Source organism: Rhodococcus sp. NPDC056516, assembly GCF_042794655.1.
In the GTDB taxonomy this organism is placed as follows: Bacteria; Actinomycetota; Actinomycetes; order Mycobacteriales; family Mycobacteriaceae; genus Rhodococcus_F.
In genome coordinates this window covers 477,423-496,426 of sequence record NZ_JBHTTG010000006.1, presented here as the reverse complement: position 1 = coordinate 496,426, position 19,004 = coordinate 477,423, and the positions used below count along the sequence as shown (strand labels likewise).

The 19,004-nt window shown below is 61.9% G+C and carries 23 protein-coding genes; 19 read left to right on the top strand and 4 right to left on the bottom strand.

Features of this window, described 5'->3' with window-relative positions; genetic code table 11:
• The first annotated feature begins 10 nt into the window (after positions 1–10).
• The 16 genes from rplF (at position 11) to truA (ending at position 10,269) form a co-directional block, all read left to right on the top strand.
• Complete coding sequence (gene rplF / locus ACFQ6Y_RS21000) at positions 11–550, top strand: 50S ribosomal protein L6 (protein WP_003940970.1); 540 nt, start codon at positions 11–13, stop codon at positions 548–550.
• 1 nt (position 551) lies between these two features.
• Entirely contained in the window at positions 552–959 is a 408-nt protein-coding gene (rplR, locus tag ACFQ6Y_RS20995) for a 50S ribosomal protein L18 (RefSeq protein WP_003940996.1), read from the top strand.
• A 31-nt stretch (positions 960–990) separates the two neighbouring features.
• Complete coding sequence (gene rpsE / locus ACFQ6Y_RS20990; RefSeq protein ID WP_003940718.1) at positions 991–1,662, top strand: 30S ribosomal protein S5; 672 nt, start codon at positions 991–993, stop codon at positions 1,660–1,662.
• On the top strand, positions 1,662–1,841 hold the full coding sequence (gene rpmD / locus ACFQ6Y_RS20985; RefSeq protein ID WP_003940751.1) for a 50S ribosomal protein L30: 180 nt from the start codon (positions 1,662–1,664) through the stop codon (positions 1,839–1,841). The genes rpsE and rpmD overlap by 1 nt, the downstream gene beginning before the upstream one ends.
• Positions 1,842–1,843: 2 nt before the next feature.
• On the top strand, positions 1,844–2,287 hold the full coding sequence (gene rplO, locus ACFQ6Y_RS20980; RefSeq protein WP_138869531.1) for a 50S ribosomal protein L15: 444 nt from the start codon (positions 1,844–1,846) through the stop codon (positions 2,285–2,287).
• A 257-nt stretch (positions 2,288–2,544) separates the two neighbouring features.
• The gene (secY, locus tag ACFQ6Y_RS20975; RefSeq protein WP_230812251.1) at positions 2,545–3,864 is read left to right on the top strand and encodes a preprotein translocase subunit SecY; all 1,320 of its coding nucleotides are present in this window, start codon (positions 2,545–2,547) and stop codon (positions 3,862–3,864) included.
• Complete coding sequence (locus tag ACFQ6Y_RS20970) at positions 3,861–4,406, top strand: adenylate kinase (protein ID WP_003940868.1); 546 nt, start codon at positions 3,861–3,863, stop codon at positions 4,404–4,406. Before secY ends, ACFQ6Y_RS20970 begins: the two co-directional genes overlap by 4 nt.
• A complete protein-coding gene (gene map, locus ACFQ6Y_RS20965) occupies positions 4,406–5,203 on the top strand; it encodes a type I methionyl aminopeptidase (protein WP_378447820.1) in 798 nt (265 codons plus the stop codon). Before ACFQ6Y_RS20970 ends, map begins: the two co-directional genes overlap by 1 nt.
• Positions 5,204–5,517: 314 nt before the next feature.
• A complete protein-coding gene (gene infA / locus ACFQ6Y_RS20960; RefSeq protein ID WP_003418601.1) occupies positions 5,518–5,739 on the top strand; it encodes a translation initiation factor IF-1 in 222 nt (73 codons plus the stop codon).
• A gap of 90 nt (positions 5,740–5,829) precedes the next feature.
• Complete coding sequence (gene rpmJ / locus ACFQ6Y_RS20955) at positions 5,830–5,943, top strand: 50S ribosomal protein L36 (protein ID WP_003938068.1); 114 nt, start codon at positions 5,830–5,832, stop codon at positions 5,941–5,943.
• Positions 5,944–6,193: 250 nt separating this feature from the next.
• Positions 6,194–6,568 carry a 30S ribosomal protein S13 gene (rpsM, locus tag ACFQ6Y_RS20950; RefSeq protein WP_003940834.1) on the top strand — a complete coding sequence of 125 codons (375 nt, stop codon included), beginning with the start codon at positions 6,194–6,196 and terminating at the stop codon, positions 6,566–6,568.
• Entirely contained in the window at positions 6,568–6,981 is a 414-nt protein-coding gene (gene rpsK, locus ACFQ6Y_RS20945; protein ID WP_003940683.1) for a 30S ribosomal protein S11, read from the top strand. Before rpsM ends, rpsK begins: the two co-directional genes overlap by 1 nt.
• A gap of 22 nt (positions 6,982–7,003) precedes the next feature.
• A complete protein-coding gene (gene rpsD, locus ACFQ6Y_RS20940; RefSeq protein WP_003940769.1) occupies positions 7,004–7,609 on the top strand; it encodes a 30S ribosomal protein S4 in 606 nt (201 codons plus the stop codon).
• A gap of 120 nt (positions 7,610–7,729) precedes the next feature.
• Positions 7,730–8,791, top strand: coding sequence for a DNA-directed RNA polymerase subunit alpha (locus ACFQ6Y_RS20935; protein WP_003941016.1), 1,062 nt, complete (start codon positions 7,730–7,732; stop codon positions 8,789–8,791).
• A gap of 29 nt (positions 8,792–8,820) precedes the next feature.
• Positions 8,821–9,378: a 50S ribosomal protein L17 gene (gene rplQ, locus ACFQ6Y_RS20930; protein ID WP_020906897.1), complete on the top strand. Its 558-nt coding sequence runs from the start codon at positions 8,821–8,823 to the stop codon at positions 9,376–9,378.
• Between the two features lie 6 nt (positions 9,379–9,384).
• Entirely contained in the window at positions 9,385–10,269 is an 885-nt protein-coding gene (truA, locus tag ACFQ6Y_RS20925) for a tRNA pseudouridine(38-40) synthase TruA (protein WP_378447819.1), read from the top strand.
• 58 nt (positions 10,270–10,327) lie between these two features.
• Here truA and ACFQ6Y_RS20920 read toward each other — a convergent pair whose 3' ends face one another.
• A complete protein-coding gene (locus ACFQ6Y_RS20920) occupies positions 10,328–11,470 on the bottom strand; it encodes an acyl-CoA dehydrogenase family protein (RefSeq protein WP_230812255.1) in 1,143 nt (380 codons plus the stop codon).
• 57 nt (positions 11,471–11,527) lie between these two features.
• Between ACFQ6Y_RS20920 and ACFQ6Y_RS20915 the strand changes: the two genes are divergently transcribed.
• Positions 11,528–12,106 carry a TetR/AcrR family transcriptional regulator gene (locus ACFQ6Y_RS20915; RefSeq protein ID WP_378503995.1) on the top strand — a complete coding sequence of 193 codons (579 nt, stop codon included), beginning with the start codon at positions 11,528–11,530 and terminating at the stop codon, positions 12,104–12,106.
• 22 nt (positions 12,107–12,128) lie between these two features.
• Positions 12,129–12,686, top strand: a complete 558-nt coding sequence (locus ACFQ6Y_RS20910) for an NADPH-dependent FMN reductase (protein WP_378636704.1) — start codon at positions 12,129–12,131, stop codon at positions 12,684–12,686.
• 16 nt (positions 12,687–12,702) lie between these two features.
• Here ACFQ6Y_RS20910 and eccE read toward each other — a convergent pair whose 3' ends face one another.
• Positions 12,703–14,343, bottom strand: coding sequence for a type VII secretion protein EccE (eccE, locus tag ACFQ6Y_RS20905; RefSeq protein WP_378636699.1), 1,641 nt, complete (start codon positions 14,341–14,343; stop codon positions 12,703–12,705).
• 96 nt (positions 14,344–14,439) lie between these two features.
• Here eccE and eccB point away from each other — a divergent pair, with 96 nt between their 5' ends.
• Entirely contained in the window at positions 14,440–15,906 is a 1,467-nt protein-coding gene (eccB, locus tag ACFQ6Y_RS20900) for a type VII secretion protein EccB (protein WP_378636695.1), read from the top strand.
• 11 nt (positions 15,907–15,917) lie between these two features.
• Here the strand turns inward: eccB and mycP are convergent, their stop codons facing one another.
• Both mycP and eccD read right to left on the bottom strand, forming a co-directional pair.
• Positions 15,918–17,330 carry a type VII secretion-associated serine protease mycosin gene (mycP, locus tag ACFQ6Y_RS20895; protein WP_378636690.1) on the bottom strand — a complete coding sequence of 471 codons (1,413 nt, stop codon included), beginning with the start codon at positions 17,328–17,330 and terminating at the stop codon, positions 15,918–15,920.
• 14 nt (positions 17,331–17,344) lie between these two features.
• The gene (eccD, locus tag ACFQ6Y_RS20890; RefSeq protein ID WP_378636686.1) at positions 17,345–18,811 is read right to left on the bottom strand and encodes a type VII secretion integral membrane protein EccD; all 1,467 of its coding nucleotides are present in this window, start codon (positions 18,809–18,811) and stop codon (positions 17,345–17,347) included.
• Positions 18,812–19,004 lie beyond the last annotated feature (193 nt).

The window sequence follows — 19,004 nt, the reverse complement described above, 5'->3', positions numbered from 1 at the left end:
GGCCACCACAATGTCGCGTATTGGAAAGATTCCGGTCACCGTCCCCGCGGGCGTTGACGTCACGATCAGCGGCCAGGATGTCACCGTCAAGGGTCCCAAGGGCACCCTCGCGTTGACCATCTCCGAGCCCATCGCAATCGAAAAGGCAGAGGACGGCTCGCTGAGCGTCACCCGCCCCGACGACGAGCGTCGTAGCCGCGCGCTGCACGGTCTGTCGCGGACCCTCGTTGCGAACATCATCACCGGTGTTACCGAGGGTTACACGAAGAAGATGGAGATCCACGGTGTTGGTTACCGTGTGGCACTGAAGGGCAAGGACCTCGAGTTCGCGCTCGGCTTCAGCCACCCGGTGCCGATCGAGGCTCCCGAAGGCATCACCTTCGTCGTCGAGTCGCCCACCCGGTTCTCGGTGTCCGGCATCGACAAGCAGAAGGTCGGGCAGATCTCGGCCAACATCCGTCGTCTCCGTCGTCCGGACCCGTACAAGGGTAAGGGCGTGCGTTACGAGGGTGAGCAGATCCGCCGCAAGGTCGGAAAGACGGGTAAGTGATATGAGCCAGACTGCAAACCAGAAAGCCAAGCGGATTCCGCTGGGCAAGGATGCGTCCACCAAGCGTCGTCTCTCGAAGACGCGTCGTCACTTCCGTCTCCGCAAGAAGGTCTCCGGCACGCCCGAGCGTCCCCGCTTGGTCGTCAACCGGTCCTCGCGCCACATCCACGTCCAGCTCGTGGACGACCTGGCAGGCCACACCCTGGCCTCCGCGTCGACCATCGAAGCCGACGTGCGCGTGGCAGAGGGCGACAAGAAGGCTGCGAGCGCGAAGGTCGGTCAGCTGATCGCCGAGCGCGCCAAGGCTGCCGGCGTGGAAGCAGTTGTCTTCGACCACGGCGGACACGGCTACCACGGTCGCATCGCGGCCCTGGCAGACGCGGCTCGCGAAGGCGGGTTGAAGTTCTGATGACCAACATTTTCAACGGAAGGACAGCCTGATGCCGGGACGTCAAAGGCGTGACGGCGGAAGCGGACCCGCCGGACAGAATGGCCCCAACAGCGGTGACAACAGCAACGCTCGTGGGGACAACCGTGGTGGCGGCCGTGACCGTCGCGACGGTGGCCGTGGCGGAAACGCTGCGGAGAAGTCACAGTTCATCGAGCGCGTTGTCACGATCAACCGCGTTTCCAAGGTCGTCAAGGGTGGTCGTCGCTTCAGCTTCACCGCTCTGGTGATCGTCGGAGACGGCAACGGACTGGTCGGCGTCGGCTATGGAAAGGCCAAGGAAGTTCCCGCGGCCATCCAGAAGGGTGTCGAGGAGGCTCGCAAGAGCTTCTTCCGCGTCCCGATGATCGCCAACACCATCACTCACCCCGTTCAGGGTGAGGCTGCTGCCGGCATCGTCATGCTTCGCCCGGCAAGCCCCGGTACCGGTGTTATCGCCGGTGGCGCTGTGCGCGCCGTGCTGGAGTGCGCTGGAATCGCGGACATCCTGTCGAAGTCGCTCGGTAGCGACAACGCCATCAACGTCGTGCATGCGACCGTTGCTGCGCTCAAGGGTCTGCAGCGTCCCGAGGAAGTTGCGGCTCGCCGCGGCCTCACCCTCGAAGAGGTTGCACCCGCCGGCATGCTTCGCGCTCGCGCACAGGCTGCTGGGAGTGTGAAGTAATGGCAGATCTCAAGGTCACTCAGATCAAGAGCATCATCGGGACCAAGCAGAACCAGAAGGATTCTCTGCGCACGCTCGGTCTCAAGGGCATCCGTCAGACCGTTGTTCGTGAGGACAACGCACAGAACCGCGGTCTGATCAACGTGGTGCGCCACCTCGTAACAGTTGAGGAGGTCTAACCATGACCATCAAACTGCACCACCTGCGCCCCGCTCCCGGATCCAAGTCCAACAAGATTCGTGTTGGACGCGGTGAGGGCGGCAAGCGTGGTAAGACCGCAGGTCGCGGTACCAAGGGCACCAAGGCACGTAACACCGTGCGCGTGGGCTTCGAGGGTGGACAGATGCCGCTTCACATGCGTCTGCCCAAGCTCAAGGGCTTCAAGAACCCCTTCCGCACCGAGTACCAGGTCGTCAATGTCGGCGACATCGCCCGTCTGTTCCCCGAAGGTGGAGCAATCACGGTCGAGGATCTCGTTGCCAAGGGCGCAGTCCGCAAGAACCAGCTCGTCAAGGTTCTGGGCGACGGCGAACTGACTGTTGCCGTTCAGGTGACCGTCGACAAGTTCACCGGTTCCGCCAAGGAAAAGATTGCTGCTGCCGGTGGTTCCGCTACCGAGCTGTGAGTGATCACGCTTAGCTAGTCCGATGGCCGCAGCGCAGCGTTTGCTGCGTTGCGGCCGTCGGCGTCTACGAGGTCGTGTCACGGATTGGTCGTGCTTGCTCGGACGGGTCAGTATTCTGGTCACCGAGTGGCAAATGTATCTTCGGCTTACCCGGTTTTCGTGGTCTGCCCGCTTAGTTCCCAAATGCTCACTGTTAGAGTTCAAAAGTTCGACAGGTCAAAACGATCTGTCTCCCTACCGTCGTGCCAGGAGGATCTTTGCTTTCCGCCTTCGTCTCGGCCCTCAGGACCCCAGACCTGAGGCGGAAGATCCTCTTCACCCTCGGCTTGGTGGCTCTGTATCGGGTCGGCGCTCTCATTCCGTCCCCAGGTGTCGACTACGGCCGCGTGCGTCAGTGCATCGATATCGCCAACTCCGGTGACTCAGCAGGTATCTACTCGCTGATCAACCTGTTCTCCGGTGGCGCTCTGCTGCAGATGTCGATCTTTGCGATCGGCATCATGCCGTACATCACGGCAAGCATCATCGTGCAGCTGCTGACCGTGGTGATCCCGAAGTTCGAGGAACTTCGAAAAGAAGGCCAGTCCGGTCAGGCCAAGATGACGCAGTACACGCGTTACCTGTCCATCGCTCTGGCCATCCTGCAGTCGACTGGCATCGTCGCCCTCGCGGCGCGTGGACAGTTGCTCCAGGGCTGTGACGACATCATCGCCGACAAGTCGATCTTCGGTCTTGTCATCATCGTGCTGGTCATGACTGCCGGTGCTGCCATGGTCATGTGGTTCGGTGAGGTCATCACCGAACGCGGCGTCGGCAACGGTATGTCGCTCCTCATCTTCGCCGGTATCGCATCGCGTATCCCGAGCGAGGGCAAGTCGATTCTCGACAGCCGTGGTCCACTGGTCTTCGCCTTCGTCTGCCTCGCAGCGCTGTTGATCATCGCCGGTGTCGTCTTCGTCGAGCAGGGTCAGCGCCGCATTCCGGTGCAGTACGCAAAGCGGATGGTCGGACGCAAGATGTACGGCGGATCCTCGACGTACCTGCCTCTGAAGGTGAACCAGGCCGGCGTCATCCCGGTGATCTTCGCGTCTTCACTGCTGTACCTCCCGAACTTGATCGCACAGCTGACTTCGGCCAGCACAGCGGTCGACCCCAGCTGGTGGCAGCGCCTGATCAACACCTACCTGGTGAACCCGGCCAACCCGGTGTACATCGCGATCTACTTCGGCCTGATCGTCTTCTTCACGTACTTCTACGTCGCCATCACCTTCAACCCCGAAGAGCGCGCCGACGAGATGAAGAAGTTCGGTGGCTTCATCCCCGGTATCCGACCCGGTCAACCGACCGCGGATTACCTCAACTACGTGCTGAGTCGCATCACCCTTCCGGGTGCGATTTACCTCGGCACCATTGCTGTTCTGCCCAACCTGTTCCTCGATATCGGGAATGGTGGCGGCGCGCAGAACCTGCCGTTCGGTGGCACCGCGGTGCTGATCATGGTCAGCGTCGGTCTGGACACCGTGAAGCAGATCGAGAGTCAGCTAATGCAGCGTAACTATGAAGGGTTCCTCAAGTGAGACTTGTCCTCCTTGGTCCTCCCGGTGCCGGCAAGGGCACCCAGGCCGCTATCTTGTCCGAGAAGTTCGGCGTTCCCCACATTTCAACGGGTGATCTCTTCCGCGCGAACATCGGTCAGGCCACCGCTCTCGGTGTAGAAGCAAAGAAGTACATCGACGCCGGTGAACTCGTACCGAGTTCGATCACCAACGACATGGTGAAGGCTCGCGTCGCAGAACCGGACGCAGCAAATGGATTCCTTCTCGACGGATTCCCGCGCTCGGTCGAACAGGCTCAGGCACTCGAGGGAATCCTGAAGGACCTCGACACCAAGCTCGACGGTGTCCTCTCCTTCGTCGTCGACGAGGACATCGTGGTCGAGCGCATGCTCGCCCGCGGTCGTGCAGACGACACCGAGGACGTCATCCGCAACCGCCTCCGGGTCTACCGCGACGAGACGTCACCGCTGTTCGACTACTACAAGGACAGCATCGTCTCCGTCGACGCGATCGGCGAGGTCGAAGAGGTCAACGCACGCGCACTGGCAGCGTTGGGTAAGTAATGGTCTTCGGGCGTAAGCGCAAGGTTGTTCCGTTCCGCTCCGCGGGCGAACTCGACGCGATGGCTGCTGCCGGCGCGATCGTGGGTTCGGCGTTGGTGGCGGTGCGCGCTGCGGCGAAGCCCGGTGTCAGCACTTTGGAACTGAACGCGGTCGCAGAATCCGTCATTCGTGACGCCGGCGCCGTGCCCTCGTTCCTCGGGTACCACGGCTTCACCGGTTCGATCTGCTCCTCGGTCAACGATCGCGTCGTTCACGGGATCCCTTCGGCTCAGGACATCCTGGCCGAAGGTGACCTCGTTTCGATCGACTGCGGTGCGATCCTCGACGGTTGGCACGGTGACTCTGCTTGGACGTTCGGTGTCGGCGAGATCAGCGTCGCCGATCAGGAACTGAGCGAGGCAACTCGGCTTTCGATGGAAGCCGGGATCGCGGCGATGATCGCAGGCAACCGTCTGACGGACGTTTCGCACGCGATCGAGGTCGGCACCAAGGCCGCCGAGAAGTTGCACGGTCGTTCCTACGGCATCGTCGACGGATACGGCGGACACGGAATCGGTCGGGAAATGCACATGGATCCGTTCCTTGCCAATGAAGGCGCCCCGGGTAAGGGTCCTGAATTGGTTGTCGGATCGTGCCTGGCGATCGAGCCGATGCTCACGCTCGGCACCACCGACACGGTGATTCTCGACGACGACTGGACTGTCGTGACCACCGACGGTTCCCGCGCAGCGCACTGGGAACACACCGTCGCTGTGACCGAAGACGGGCCGCGGATTCTTACCCTTCGGCCGGAGTAGTCGGCACAGTCGCTGACAAGTGTTGGCAGCGAGCATGTTTCACGTTCGAAAAAGTCCCAGCCTCATGTCGAGGCTGGGACTTTTTCGATGGGGGAGCGGTGTGTGTCGGCACCCTGGCCGGAGGCGCATTTGGCCTGGTCGTTTACATCGCGTAACATGGCTAGGCGGTGCGCTATGCGCGTCGATAGTTCGTGTGCCTACGCCCGGATCGTTCCGGGATCGGGCTTGCGAACTGCCGACGATCTTTCCATTGCGTGCCAATGTAACGGAAGCCGATGCACGAAGCATGCCAAACCAAACGGATCGCGGAGGATATGGCTAAGAAAGACGGGGCCATCGAGGTCGAAGGACGAGTAGTCGAGCCGCTGCCCAATGCGATGTTCCGCATTGAGCTCGAGAATGGCCACAAGGTCCTCGCCCACATCAGCGGAAAGATGCGTCAGCACTACATTCGCATCCTCCCGGAAGATCGCGTTGTCGTAGAGCTCTCGCCCTACGATTTGTCGCGCGGACGCATCGTTTACCGCTACAAGTAACGAACTTCCCGGACCTGACCTGGGTCAGGGAGAAGTATGTCTGCTGCGGTTCATCGCGGCAGGCTGCGACAAAACAGGAGATCAGAAGACGTGAAGGTTCAGCCGAGCGTCAAGAAGATCTGCGAGAAGTGCAAAGTGATTCGCCGTAACGGTCGAGTCATGGTGATCTGCGAGAACCTGCGTCACAAGCAGCGTCAGGGCTAGATCTAGCTTTTCGAAGATCTGCTTGGCAACAAGCAAAGAAGACCTCCCAGTACCAGCCATTGTTGACGAGACCCCACGCGATCGTTCACCGATCGCCAAGGTCGGACAATGGTTCACCCCCGGCACGGAGGCCGGGGCCCCACTGAGTTAGTTGATGAGATCATCTGCGCCTTCGGGCGTCGGTACTCGGCAAGAGGCACAGGGGAAGGGCTGGGAGCAGACCTCCGCACACCGATAAGGAAATGCCACCATGGCACGTCTCTCTGGTGTTGATCTTCCTCGCGAAAAGCGCATGGAGATCGCACTGACATACATCTACGGCATCGGCCGTACCCGCTCCAAGGAAATCCTTGACGCCACCGGCGTCAGCCCGGATCTCCGGAGCAAGGACCTCTCGGACGAGGACCTGGCAAAGCTCCGCGAGTACATCGAGGAGTCGCTCAAGGTCGAGGGTGACCTTCGCCGCGAGGTTCAGGCCGACATCCGTCGCAAGATCGAGATCGGCTGCTACCAGGGCCTGCGCCACCGTCGTGGTCTGCCCGTGCGTGGTCAGCGCACCAAGACCAACGCCCGTACCCGTAAGGGTCCGAAGCGCACCATTGCCGGCAAGAAGAAGGCGAAGTAATGCCCCCGAAGTCACGTAGCACCGGTCCGAAGAAGACCCAGAAGACGCGTCGCAGGGATAAGAAGAACATCCCGCACGGCGCCGCTCACATCAAGAGCACCTTCAACAACACCATCGTGTCCATCACGGACCCCGCCGGAAATGTCATTTCCTGGGCGTCTTCGGGACACGTCGGCTTCAAGGGTTCGCGTAAGTCGACTCCCTTCGCCGCTCAGCTTGCTGCTGAGAGCGCTGCCCGCAAGGCGCAGGAGCACGGTGTCAAGAAGGTTGACGTCTTCGTCAAGGGACCGGGATCCGGTCGCGAGACCGCAATCCGTTCCCTCCAGGCTGCTGGCCTCGAGGTCGGCACCATTTCCGATGTAACCCCCCAGCCGCACAACGGCTGCCGTCCGCCCAAGCGGCGTCGGGTATAGCGGGAAGGATAGGTAGAAGAAAATGGCACGTTATACCGGACCCATCACCCGCAAGTCGCGTCGTCTGCGCGTCGACCTCGTTGGAGGCGACCAGGCATTCGAGCGTCGCCCGTACCCGCCCGGACAGCACGGCCGCGCGCGTATCAAGGAGAGCGAGTACCTGCTCCAGCTGCAGGAGAAGCAGAAGGCTCGCTTCACCTACGGCGTCATGGAGAAGCAGTTCCGCCTGTACTACAAGGAGGCGAACAACCGCCCCGGCAAGACCGGTGAGAACCTGCTTCGCATCCTCGAGTCGCGTCTCGACAACGTCGTGTACCGCGCAGGCCTCGCTCGCACGCGCCGTCAGGCACGTCAGCTGGTCACGCACGGTCACCTTCTCGTGAACAACAAGAAGGTCGACATCCCGAGCTACCGCGTCTCGCAGTACGACATCATCGATGTCAAGGAGAAGTCGCTCTCCACGCTTCCGTTCCAGGTTGCGCGTGAGACCGTCGGCGATCGCCCGGTTCCCGGGTGGCTGCAGGTTGTCGGCTCGCGTCTGCGGATCCTGGTTCACCAACTTCCCGAGCGTGCGCAGATCGACATCGCTCTGCAGGAACAGCTCATCGTCGAGTACTACTCGAAGTAAGGTGCTCCGCACCCCGTGAGTGGTTGAGGAGTCTCCGGACTCCTCAACCACTCACGGGGCCGCAGGCCCTTTCCCATCGTGGGCGTCAAATAGTGGACGTCCGTACAGGAGGAAATACCAATGCTCATTTCTCAGCGACCCACGCTGACCGAAGAGGTCATCGCTGATAACCGCTCGAAGTTCGTCATCGAGCCCCTGGAGCCAGGTTTCGGGTACACGCTCGGCAATTCGCTGCGCCGCACGCTGCTCTCGTCGATCCCCGGCGCTGCTGTCACCAGCATCCGTATCGACGGCGTTCTCCACGAGTTCACCACCGTCCCGGGCGTGAAGGAAGATGTCACCGACATCATCCTGAACCTCAAGGGCCTCGTCGTGAACTCCGAAGAGGACGAGCCGGTCACCATGTACGTCCGCAAGCAGGGCCCCGGCGCTGTTACCGCAGGCGACATCGTGCCCCCGGCAGGCGTCACCGTGAACAACCCTGATCTGCACATCGCCACCCTGAACGACAAGGGAAAGCTGGAGATCGAGCTCGTTGTCGAGCGCGGTCGCGGCTATGTCCCCGCCGTCCAGAACAAGGCGTCCGGCGCAGAGATCGGCCGTATCCCGGTCGACTCGATCTACTCGCCGGTGCTCAAGGTCACCTACAAGGTGGAGGCCACTCGCGTCGAACAGCGCACCGACTTCGATCGGCTCGTTCTCGACGTGGAAACGAAGAACTCCATCACCGCACGGGACGCGCTCGCTTCTGCGGGCAAGACCCTGGTTGAGCTCTTCGGCCTGGCCCGTGAGCTGAACGTCGAAGCAGAAGGAATCGAGATCGGACCCTCGCCCGCCGAGGCCGATCACATCGCTTCCTTCGGACTCCCCATCGAGGATCTGGACCTCACGGTCCGCTCCTACAACTGCCTCAAGCGCGAAGGTGTTCACACCGTCGGTGAGCTTGTCGGCCGTACCGAGTCCGATCTGCTCGACATCCGCAACTTCGGACAGAAGTCCATCGACGAGGTCAAGGTCAAGCTGCATTCGCTCGGCCTGTCCCTCAAGGACAGCCCCGCATCCTTCGATCCCACCACCGTTGCCGGCTACGACGCCGCCACCGGAACGTGGAGTGACACTGATGCCGGTTCCTTCGGCGATGCCGAGGGTACCGAGGACTACGCCGAGACCGAACAGCTGTAGCAGCTCAGGTCCTTTACTAGGAGATCATCATGCCCAAGCCCAAGAAGGGTGCCCGCTTCGGCGGGTCGGCTTCCCACCAGAAGGCGATTTTCGCCAATCTGGCTACCGCGCTCTTCGAGCACGGTCGCATCACCACCACCGAGTCCAAGGCCAAGGCACTGCGCCCCTACGCCGAGAAGCTCGTCACGCACGCAAAGGCCGGCACGCTGGCTCACCGTCGTGAGGTGCTGAAGGTCATCCGTAACAAGGATGTCGTTCACACCCTGTTCGCCGAGATCGGCCCGTTCTACGCGGACCGTAACGGTGGATACACCCGCATCATCAAGACGATCCCCCGCAAGGGTGATAACGCTCCGATGGCAATCATCGAGCTCGTCAAGGAAAAGACCGTCACCTCCGAGGCTGATCGCGCTCGTCGCGTCAAGTCCTCGCAGGAAGCTCCCGCCGCAGAGAACGTCGTCGAGGCCGTAGAGGCCGACGCGACCGAGGCTGAGGTCGAGAACGCTGACGCAGTCGTCGAGGCCATCGAGGACGAGACCGCAACTGCGGCCGACGCTCCCGAGGCCGAAGAGGCCAAGAAGGACTAGTCTCCCTTGGTTTCGGCACACGCTGAATCGAACGAGCCCGCCGCCCCCACCGGGGACGGCGGGCTCGTTCGATTGCGGCTCGACATCTCCTATGACGGCACCGATTTCTCGGGTTGGGCCCGTCAGACCGACCTGCGCACCGTGTGCGGCGAGATCGAAGACAAGTTGGGAACGGTGCTACGGCAACCGGTTCAGCTCACTGTTGCCGGTCGAACGGACGCCGGTGTCCACGCGACCGGGCAGGTAGCGCACGTCGACGTCCCGGGCGAGTTGCTCCCGGACGACCCTTCGCGACTTGTGCGCAGGCTCGCACGATTCTTGCCCAAGGACGTTCGGGTCAAACAGATCTCGGTGGTTCCCGGTGAGTTCGACGCGCGATTCTCGGCGATGCGACGCTATTACGAGTACCGGGTGACCAACGCGGCATTCGGCGTGGAGCCCCTTCGCGCACGCGATACCGTGTCGTACCCCAAACCACTCGATCTCGGCGCGATGCAGGAAGCGTCGAATCGGCTTCTCGGCCTTCACAACTTCGCGGCATTCTGCAAGCGTCGAGAAGGTGCCACAACGGTGCGAGAGCTGCAACGATTCGACTGGGCACAAGAGGGCACGGTATTCACGGCTTACGTGAATGCGGACGCATTCTGCTGGTCGATGGTTCGCAGTCTCGTCGGCGCAGTCCTCTCCGTCGGTGAGGGACGGCGCACCGCCGACTGGCTGGCAGGTTTGCTCGACGAAACTTCGCGGTCCAGTTCCATCCTCGTTGCGCCGGCGCACGGACTTTCGTTGGTCCGCGTGGACTACCCCGACTACTCGGAACTGGCTGCCCGGAACGCGATTACCCGTGAGACCCGCGAGATTCCGTCTTCGGGTGGATGCTGCGGCGACTGATCGACTGCATACAAAATGCCCTCCCACTCTGGTGTGGGAGGGCATTCGTATCGGGCGGCTATCCCGCCAGTTGGCGCGCGATGACCAGCCGCTGAATCTGGTTGGTGCCCTCGAAGATCTGCGTGATCTTGGCCTCGCGCATGTAGCGCTCGACGGGGAAGTCCTGGGTGTATCCGTACCCACCGAATACCTGAACGGCGTCGGTGGTGACCTTCATTGCCGCGTCGGTGGCAACAAGCTTTGCGACGCTGGCATTGCGCGAATACGGCACTCCGGCGTCGCGGCGGCGGGCTGCATCGAGGTAGGTGGCACGAGCGGAGTCAACTGCGGCAGCCATGTCTGCGAGCACGAATCCGAGTCCTTGGTGATCGATGATCCGCTTGCCGAATGCCTTGCGCTCCTTCGCGTAAGCGACCGCGTCGTCGAGCGCGCCCTGGGCGATTCCGACGGCAACAGCAGCGATTCCGAGTCGACCGGAGTCGAGCGCGCTGAAGGCGATCGGGAGCCCCTGTCCGCGCTGACCGATCAATCGCTCGTCAGGAATGAAGGCGTCGTCGTAGTTCGCGGAGGCAGTGGGGACCGCGCGCAGCCCCATCTTCTCTTCTGGTTTACCGAAGCTGAGGCCCTCGGTGTCCTTGTCCACCAGGAGGCAGGAGACCCCGCGTGAGCCGTCGTCACTGGTGCGGGCGAAGAGGTTGTAGAAGTCCGCCTTGCCGCCGTTGGTGATCCAGGCTTTCGAGCCGTTGACGCGGTAACCGCCTTCGGTGGGCGTCGCCTTGCACGACAAAGCGGCGGCGTCGGATCCGGCCTGCGCTTCGGAGAGGCTGTATGCGCCGATGGTGTTGCCACCCAGCATGTCCGGAAGCCAACGGTTCTTCTGTTCGTCGGTGCCGAAGGTGAACAGCGGGAAGCATGACAGGCTGTGCACGCTTACCGCCACCGCAACCGCGGCCCAGCGAGAGGCGATCTCTTCGAGGACTTGGAGGTAGACCTCGTACGGCTGATCGCCGCCACCGAACTCCTCGGGATACGGAAGGCTCAGTAGGCCTGCTTGTCCGAGTGCAGGGAACACTCCGTCGGGATACTTCTCGGCCTTCTCGTATTCGTTGACCTTGGGCGCGAGTACCTTGTCCGCGACATCACGCGTCAGTTCGATGAGATCGCGAGCTTCTTGGCTGGGCATCAGGCGTTCGACGGGCACGGTCGGCTCCTAGCTAGGTAGTAGTACTGAGAACGATACTGCAGTACTGTCTTGCGTATGGCAAGGCTGGTTCGCAAGACGACTGCGCGCAGGGCGGAACTGTTCGATCAATTGGTCGAGCTGTTCCTGAGCGAGGGTTTCGCCCACCTCACGCTCGACGAGATCGCAGCTCGTCTGCACTGCTCCAAGAGCACCTTGTACACCGTGGCGGCGGGCAAGGAGGACCTCGTGCGGGCGGTGACAGTTCACTTCTTCCGTGCGGCGACCGATGCGGTGGAGAGTGCCGTGGCCGCAGAGGCGACGCCCACTCGTCGAGTGGCGGTTTATCTCGAAGCAGTCGGTGATCAATTGTCCCCGGCGTCCCGTCAATTCATGGAAGACCTGTCTGAATCGGCGTCGGCGAGCCAGGTTTACGAGAAGAACACGTCGATCGCCGCGGATCGCGTGCGAGCACTGATCGTGGAGGGGGTGGATTCGGGCGCATTCCGGCAGGTACACGCGTCATTTGTTGCCGATGCGGCCGCGGCGACGATGGTTCGGATCCAGCAACGCGCGGTTTATCGGGCAACGGGATTGGACGACGCCAGCGCGTATCGGGAATTGGCGGCACTCATCACGGACGGGATCACTGCGTGAGAGGTCGCTAGCATCGATGTTCATGGCACCTTTGAACGTCGAAGTCATCGTAGGTTCGGTCCGCGAAGGGCGAATAGGACGAGCAGTGGCGGATTGGTTTGTCGAGCGCGCAACCACGAACCCGTCGTGGAAGGTGTCGGTGATCGACCTCAGAGACCTGTCGTTACCCCAGGATTTCTCGGATTCACCTGCCACGGAGGTTTTCCGCAAGCGAATCGGGCGCGCCGACGCTGTTGTTGCCGTGACCTCCGAATACAACCACGGATATCCGGCTGCCCTCAAGACCGCATTCGATTCCGTGAAGCACGAGTGGCGGGCCAAGCCGATCGGCTTCGTGTCCTACGGCGGGATTTCAGGTGGTGTTCGGGCCGTCGAACAGCTGAGGCAAGTAGTGGCGGAGTTGCACATGGTCTCGGTGCGTCAAAGCGTGACCATTCACCGGGTTCGTAAGCAATTCGGACACGAGCCGTACGGCATCGATCCGATTGCGATCGATGCGACCGAGAAGATGATTCGTGAATTGCATTGGTGGGGGAGCGGATTGCGTACGCAGCGTGCGAGTGACCCATACCCCGGCTGATCGGGAACCTACGCGATCACGCCATCTGGTGAGCGTCGCCGGCTCGTGGACGACCGATGAACGAGGTCTCGGAAGCAATGGTCACCAGAGTCAGGTCGACGCGCGTACGGCCGGTTTCGACCGTGATCTTGTCGCCGAGTGCGAATGGCTGGACTATCGAAATTTCAGGGTCGATCCGAGGCCATTGGCGCGGATGTCCGTACACGTAGATCGCGGTCACGCCGGCACGCGGAGGCAGCCCCTCGACTCCGTCGAACACGACAGTGTTGAAGGCGCCTTCAGGCCCACCGCCCTGACCGGACACGCGGAGTCGGTCGGGCACTGCCATGGAGTCGGTGAGCGCGGTCCAGGCTTCCGGTCGATCGGTGTGGATGAGTACTCGAGCGCCGGTCGCGATGGCTCTGAAGATCAATTGCTGAGCTAGATAGAGTTCGCCGGCGACAAAGACCGTGTTGACGCCGGGCCCCGAAATTCTTGCTGTGACACCGTTCCCGTTTCGGTCGGAGCCGATGAGCTGGCCGCACCCGGCAAGAGGTAGAGCGAGTGAGTCGAGTGTGTCCGCGTCCATGCGGATGTGCGGCGTGATCGGATCCAACGCCGTCAGTGCGGTCGGCAGGTTGGTCAACAGTCCGTCGCGTTGGCGCCCCCGTAACGAGACCAAACCGGCCAACGGTGCGTTCTCAGGTGGATTGCGCGTGGTGAAACGGCATGTCGCGCTGACCTTCGCCTCTCCACGTTCGCCGTTGGGGCGCAACCGAATTGTCACGGATGTCCCGACCGTTGCCACTGCCCATATTCGAGTCAGGGTCGAGGCGGTGATGAAGCGGGGTTCAATCCCGTATCCCACGTTGGACACGCCGGGCAACGGGGTACTTCGCCACGTTTCGGTGACCTCGTCGCTGTCCACTCCTCTTGTCACCTGGGCAGTGGACGAGGCAATTTCCGGTGCGGTCAGGATCCGCGCCTTGCATCCCGCTGTATCGAGAACCCGGATGACACGATTGGCGGCAACAGCGATCGCGCGGCCCGCGCCCTGTTCGCCCCCGCCGCGGCGCTCGACTGCTGCAGAACCCTCGAGAGCGTCGAAACGTAGTGCAAGCCACACACTTCTGGTGGCGGTGGCTGGTAGCGGTCCGATGAGTCGTTCGTAGACTTCGGTGGCCGGGGTTCCGGATGCGGCGCGATATCCGTGACTGACAATGTCGATGCCGGTGAGCGAGATGTCGTGCTGATGAAGACAATCCACGAGCGCAGCCGTGGGCAGAAGGTGGGACGCGTCGAACGAATGACGCCCGATCCTGGTCAGGTAGTCGCGCGGTGGAGCGATCTCGACGACAGCGACGAGTGAAGATCCGTCAACTCGCAGCCCGATCGACTGCTCGGAGGGGGTGTGAAAACTGACGATCGTTCCGCCGTCCACGTTCTTGTGGCGAAGATAGCGAAAGTACCTGGCAATCCAGGACATTACCGACCAACCGCCCACATGGAGTAGCATTGATCCGGCAACCACACAACCAATTGTCAGCGCCCAGAGCCAATCCAGCCCACTGACCATCGCGATTCCGCCCGCACCGATTCCGAGAATCTGTGCCGACACGAATTCGCGCGCCGAAATCCTGTGCGACGACGGCCAATGCTTCAACCGCGATCGGTCCACGGTTCCTCCCCGATACCTGACCTGCCTACTACCCGAAATTTCCGCCCCAGCGAAACTGTACTGTGTCTTCGCAAGGGGATGTAAGGCACGGGGGGAATGATGGCTGCAACACCTACCACGCGCTGGCAGGTCAACGGATACCGTTTCTTGGTCAGGCGGATGGAACATGCGCTGGTAAGACGAGACGTACGGATGCTTCATGATCCGATGCGATCTCAGTCGCGCGCCTTCACCGTCGGAATAGTCCTCGCCGCACTGGGATTGGCGGGATGCGCAGTACTCGCCCTCTTTCGGCCACAGGACAAGATCGGTGATGCCGACATTGTGGTCGCAAAAGAATCTGGCGCAATGTTCGTCGCCATGGAGGGTACTTTTCGTCCTGTGCTGAACTTGGCCTCCGCTCGACTGATTCTGGGTTCGCCAGGAAAACCGGCAATGGTCAAGGCATCCGAGGTCGAGGCGAAACCCCGGGGCGCGCTCGTCGGCATTCCCGGCGCACCGTCCGCGCTGCCGGAATCGTCCGACCCGACCAACGCCTTGTGGACGGTATGCGATTCCGTCGGATCCGACGGGAGAAGATCGTTGACGACTTCGGTCCTGGTCGGCTCGTCCAATGTCGGTGATAACACGACATATCTGACGAATGACAGTGGATTTCTGGTGAAGTCGGGTTCCGATCACTTTCTCGTGTACGACGGGAAGCGAGCGGCAATCGATGTGGATAATCCGGCGATCATGCGGGCTTTGGGACTGGAAGGGGCACAGGCGCGTCCGATCAGTACCGGATTCCTCAATTCGATTCCCGAAGTCCCGCGCGTCGAGGCTCCGCGAATTCCCGAACTGGGATCAGCGCCCCGGTTTCCTCTGCAGAACAAGACTGTCGGCTCCGTCGTCCAGGTTTCGGTGGGTGCGGACCCGCAGTACTACGTGGTACTCGAGAACGGTATCCAGAAGGTCGGCGCGGCAGTTGCCCAACTGATCTACTTCTCGGATTCGCAGGGCGCTACCGGGATCACCAGCGTCACCCCAGATGCCATCAGTCGTATCCCCTCGGTGAGTGAGCTGGCCGTCGACTCGTTGCCGCTGGTGGCTCCAGCGGTACTCGACGATCACGACGCACCTGTCGGCTGTCTGGAATGGGGTCCGTCACCTGCCGTCGAGGGCGGCGAAAGTAGTTCTGCAACCCTGAAACTCATCGCTGGATTGCAGGTTCCGATCCCGGAGGGTGGCAAGTTGGTGTCCTTGGCGCAGGCGGACGGATCGGGTGACAATCTCGACAGCGTCCATGTCGAACAGGGCTTCGGCGGGTTCGTTCAAGCGACCGGAATCGAGACGAACAGCACCAGACACGACGGAGTATTCTACGTAGCCGATACCGGTGTGAAATACGGAGTACCGGACGAAACTTCCGCTCGCGCCCTCGGATTGACGCGAACGCCTGATCGCGCGCCTTGGCAGATGCTCGATCTACTTGCATCAGGTCCTGCGCTCGAGAAGAGCAATGCACTGATAGCTCACGACGGAGTCGCCCCCGATTCAGCGCCGGCCGCTCCGGTGAACTGATCTCCGACAGTTCAGAGATCGACGTCCCGTCGTTCGGGAAGTCGCCGACGAATTACTCGACGTATGGGCATCGACGCCAACAGTGCCAGTAAGGCGAGAGTACCGACGGTTCCGGCTCCGACGAGTGCCGCGTCGCGAGATCGGTTGTCGGGGGCCTGTGGCGTGGGTAGGGGATCGATCGGTACCGACTGATGGTTGACCCTGACGCGTTCTTCTGGGACCAATTCGCCCGTGACTGCGGCGAGCGGATCGATGACGCCGTGACCGATGTAGGGATTCCAGCCCTGCGCCGGAGCGTGGGCGGTGGCTTCGATACGTTGTATGACCTGAAGTGCAGTCAGTTCCGGGTGAACTGACCTGACCAACGCAGCGGTTGCCGCGACATAGGGCGCAGCGAAACTGGTCCCGTTGAACGACTGCACGGCGCCGTCGGAACCGTAGACTCCGTTGGTCAGACCCGGCGACGTCGGGTGAAGTGAGGTGATTCCGGTGCCGGGCGCCGCCACGTCGACCCATGGACCGCCGAGGCTGAAGGAGCTGGCGGCGCCATTGGGGTCTACCGACCCCACTGTGAGTACATAGTCGTCGTACCAAGCCGGACTGGCAATCGTCACAACCGAGTTCCATGGATCGGCTTGGGGATTGACGGGATCCGGTGGTGGATTCTGGTTCTTGCAACCTCCGGATCCGACGTTACCTGCAGCTGCGACGACTACGGCATTCTTCGCGATCGTGGCGTATTCGATTGCAGCGCCGAGTCGTTGGTCGTTGATCCCGTCCCCGGCAGGTTTACAGGCGACTTCGGAGATGTTGATGACGCTGGCACCCATGTCCGCAGCGTGACGGACGGCCGATGCCATGGTGTCGACGTTTCCGTACCCGGATGAGTTCTCGGCTACGGCCGGGTCTTCGCGTTGGCCGGCCACCGAGAAGGCTGCACTGGACTGCCTGATCGAGATGATCTGTGCGTCCGGTGCAGCTCCGGAGAATCCGGAACCCTCGACCTGTTCGGCGGCAATGAGACCGGCCACGACTGTTCCGTGTGAGTCACAATCGTCGGTGCCGTCGGAGGTCCCGACGTAGTCACCGCCGCCTTCGAGCGACGGTAGCCGAGGATGCCTGCTGACGCCGGTATCGATGACAGCAATTCGCTGTCCTGCCCCTCGGGTGATCGGCCACACCGAATCGAATCCCAGATCTTGTTGAGAACGTGGAATGTCCGCACCGTCACCAACTGCCACGGCTGGGACGCACAGGGTTCGTTGTTCGGTGGGTTGTGGAGGTGCAGGCGGACCGTCCTCCGGCAGCATTGCAGGATCGACGGGGGAAGGAACCGCGCTCGATGCGCCACCCGCCCCGGCGAGAACGCTGAAGGCAACGATCACGAGACTGGCGCAGATGTTTGTTGCACGTCGAATCACCATCGATCACCGATCGCTCAGAGGCCACGCATGAGCGCGAAGAGTCCGCTGACCCAGCAGATCAACGGAACGATTGCTGCAATCGCAGCGAGGTCCAACAGTTCTGCTGCTCGTCGCATCACGGGGCTGAATGTGTTCTGGGGGGCGAGGATTCCCAGAATCAGTGCCAGGAGGAGAACGATCATCGTGATGGCGAAGATGACCATGGCATAGTCGCGATGCGCCCATGCCATGTCGCCCAGGAGAACGAGAATCACCGAGATCCCGGCCGTGATGAGTGGGATCGCCTGCTGCGCGCCCGCGTAGGTGCGCCCACGAAACATCAACACGACGGAAGTCGCGAAAGCGAGAGCAAGGTTCGGCCAGACGATCCCCTGACCAGGCCAGGACCACGCGAGTGCGACGGCAGCGGTGAGTGCGACCACTGACGTGGCCACGATCAGCCCCGTCAGATAGCTACGGGCCCGCCCTGCCCTTTCAGCCAACTCGGTCAGCCCGGGTAGTTCGGGCTCGGGCAGTCCGTCACGGTCGTCGTCGAGGGGATTACTCGGTGTCGGAACCGGGGGAAGCGGTAGTCGCGCGAACAACATAGACAGTCGAGCGGTGAACGTCAGAACGAGTAATGCTGTGGCAATCACCGCGCCGCTGACGGTCGCGGTGCGCGCCTCGGGAAGCGTCGTCGTGACGGCGAAGGTGCCCACGGCCGCGAGAAGGACGACGAGAAGTGCGGTGAAAACAGCTAATCCGGCACCGCACAGGCGGAGACAGATCAGAGTTACCGCGGCTGCAAATGCCGAACCGAGAAGCAGATGAGCCGAAAGAACAGTGCCGGGTACGCAGAGTGCGCCGGAGACGAACGCCAGCGGCACCGACGCGCATCCGAGCGTGACGGAACTTGCCGTGTCTCCGTACACGCGCGCTGTCACGACCGCGGCGACGGTGGAAACCAAGGACGTGACTCCGCCGCAGACGGCGCCGATCAGCCCGGTATCGCCGAGGACCAGGGTGAGGGCCGCGATGAGCGCAGCGACGAGGGCGGCGCTCGAGCCGACAATGCGCGCGGTGATCGGAGTCCAGCGTCGGTAGATGTCTGCATCCGTGGCCGCGACGGTGTACATGATGTCGTCGAAAAGTGGGGGTGGGGCAGCCGTGTCCGCAGCATCGAGTACGAGCAATTCCCCATCGCGGATTCCGTGCTCGTGCAACGACAGCGTCGGTGACAGCGGTGCCCTGCCGACTTTGGACAGAGTCCAGTCGACGGGCTCGAATTGTTCGGTGCTCTGGTCGAACTCGTTGAAATTGCTGTGATTGACAATTGTGTCCACAATGCCCGGAATGACCACCGCGAGCGGAACACGAAGCGGCACCGCAAGATCCACCTGCGAATGCGCTGAAAGTACCGTCAACCTGCACAGCTCGGCAGAATGACTCGCGCGTCGTCCGTTTCCGGTGTTCGCAGCGCTGGTTGTAGTGATGCTGGTCAAGATCTTTCCCCTCCTATGACGCGATTCCCCCTTCGCGTCACCCCAGTTCACCCGAACAATACGACATGAAGTGCGCGCCCGTGTCAGGAGAGCTCCGACAACAGGTGGTACCGACCCGAGTGTCGGTGTTGTGATCTACTCTTTTGCAATTGCGCGATCACGCCTTGGGGGGCGGGCCGGTGGTAGTCGGACG

Bases quoted from the DNA above. Each gene is read 5' to 3' on its own strand.
- rplF (WP_003940970.1), top strand. From the start codon at position 11: ATGTCGCGTATTGGAAAGATTCCGGTCACCGTCCCCGCGGGCGTTGAC.
- rplR (WP_003940996.1), top strand. From the start codon at position 552: ATGAGCCAGACTGCAAACCAGAAAGCCAAGCGGATTCCGCTGGGCAAG.
- rpsE (WP_003940718.1), top strand. From the start codon at position 991: ATGCCGGGACGTCAAAGGCGTGACGGCGGAAGCGGACCCGCCGGACAG.
- rpmD (WP_003940751.1), top strand. From the start codon at position 1,662: ATGGCAGATCTCAAGGTCACTCAGATCAAGAGCATCATCGGGACCAAG.
- rplO (WP_138869531.1), top strand. From the start codon at position 1,844: ATGACCATCAAACTGCACCACCTGCGCCCCGCTCCCGGATCCAAGTCC.
- map (WP_378447820.1), top strand. From the start codon at position 4,406: ATGGTCTTCGGGCGTAAGCGCAAGGTTGTTCCGTTCCGCTCCGCGGGC.
- infA (WP_003418601.1), top strand. From the start codon at position 5,518: ATGGCTAAGAAAGACGGGGCCATCGAGGTCGAAGGACGAGTAGTCGAG.
- rpsM (WP_003940834.1), top strand. From the start codon at position 6,194: ATGGCACGTCTCTCTGGTGTTGATCTTCCTCGCGAAAAGCGCATGGAG.
- rpsK (WP_003940683.1), top strand. From the start codon at position 6,568: ATGCCCCCGAAGTCACGTAGCACCGGTCCGAAGAAGACCCAGAAGACG.
- rpsD (WP_003940769.1), top strand. From the start codon at position 7,004: ATGGCACGTTATACCGGACCCATCACCCGCAAGTCGCGTCGTCTGCGC.
- ACFQ6Y_RS20935 (WP_003941016.1), top strand. From the start codon at position 7,730: ATGCTCATTTCTCAGCGACCCACGCTGACCGAAGAGGTCATCGCTGAT.
- rplQ (WP_020906897.1), top strand. From the start codon at position 8,821: ATGCCCAAGCCCAAGAAGGGTGCCCGCTTCGGCGGGTCGGCTTCCCAC.
- ACFQ6Y_RS20915 (WP_378503995.1), top strand. From the start codon at position 11,528: ATGGCAAGGCTGGTTCGCAAGACGACTGCGCGCAGGGCGGAACTGTTC.
- ACFQ6Y_RS20910 (WP_378636704.1), top strand. From the start codon at position 12,129: ATGGCACCTTTGAACGTCGAAGTCATCGTAGGTTCGGTCCGCGAAGGG.
- eccB (WP_378636695.1), top strand. From the start codon at position 14,440: ATGATGGCTGCAACACCTACCACGCGCTGGCAGGTCAACGGATACCGT.
- mycP (WP_378636690.1), bottom strand. From the start codon at position 17,330: ATGGTGATTCGACGTGCAACAAACATCTGCGCCAGTCTCGTGATCGTT.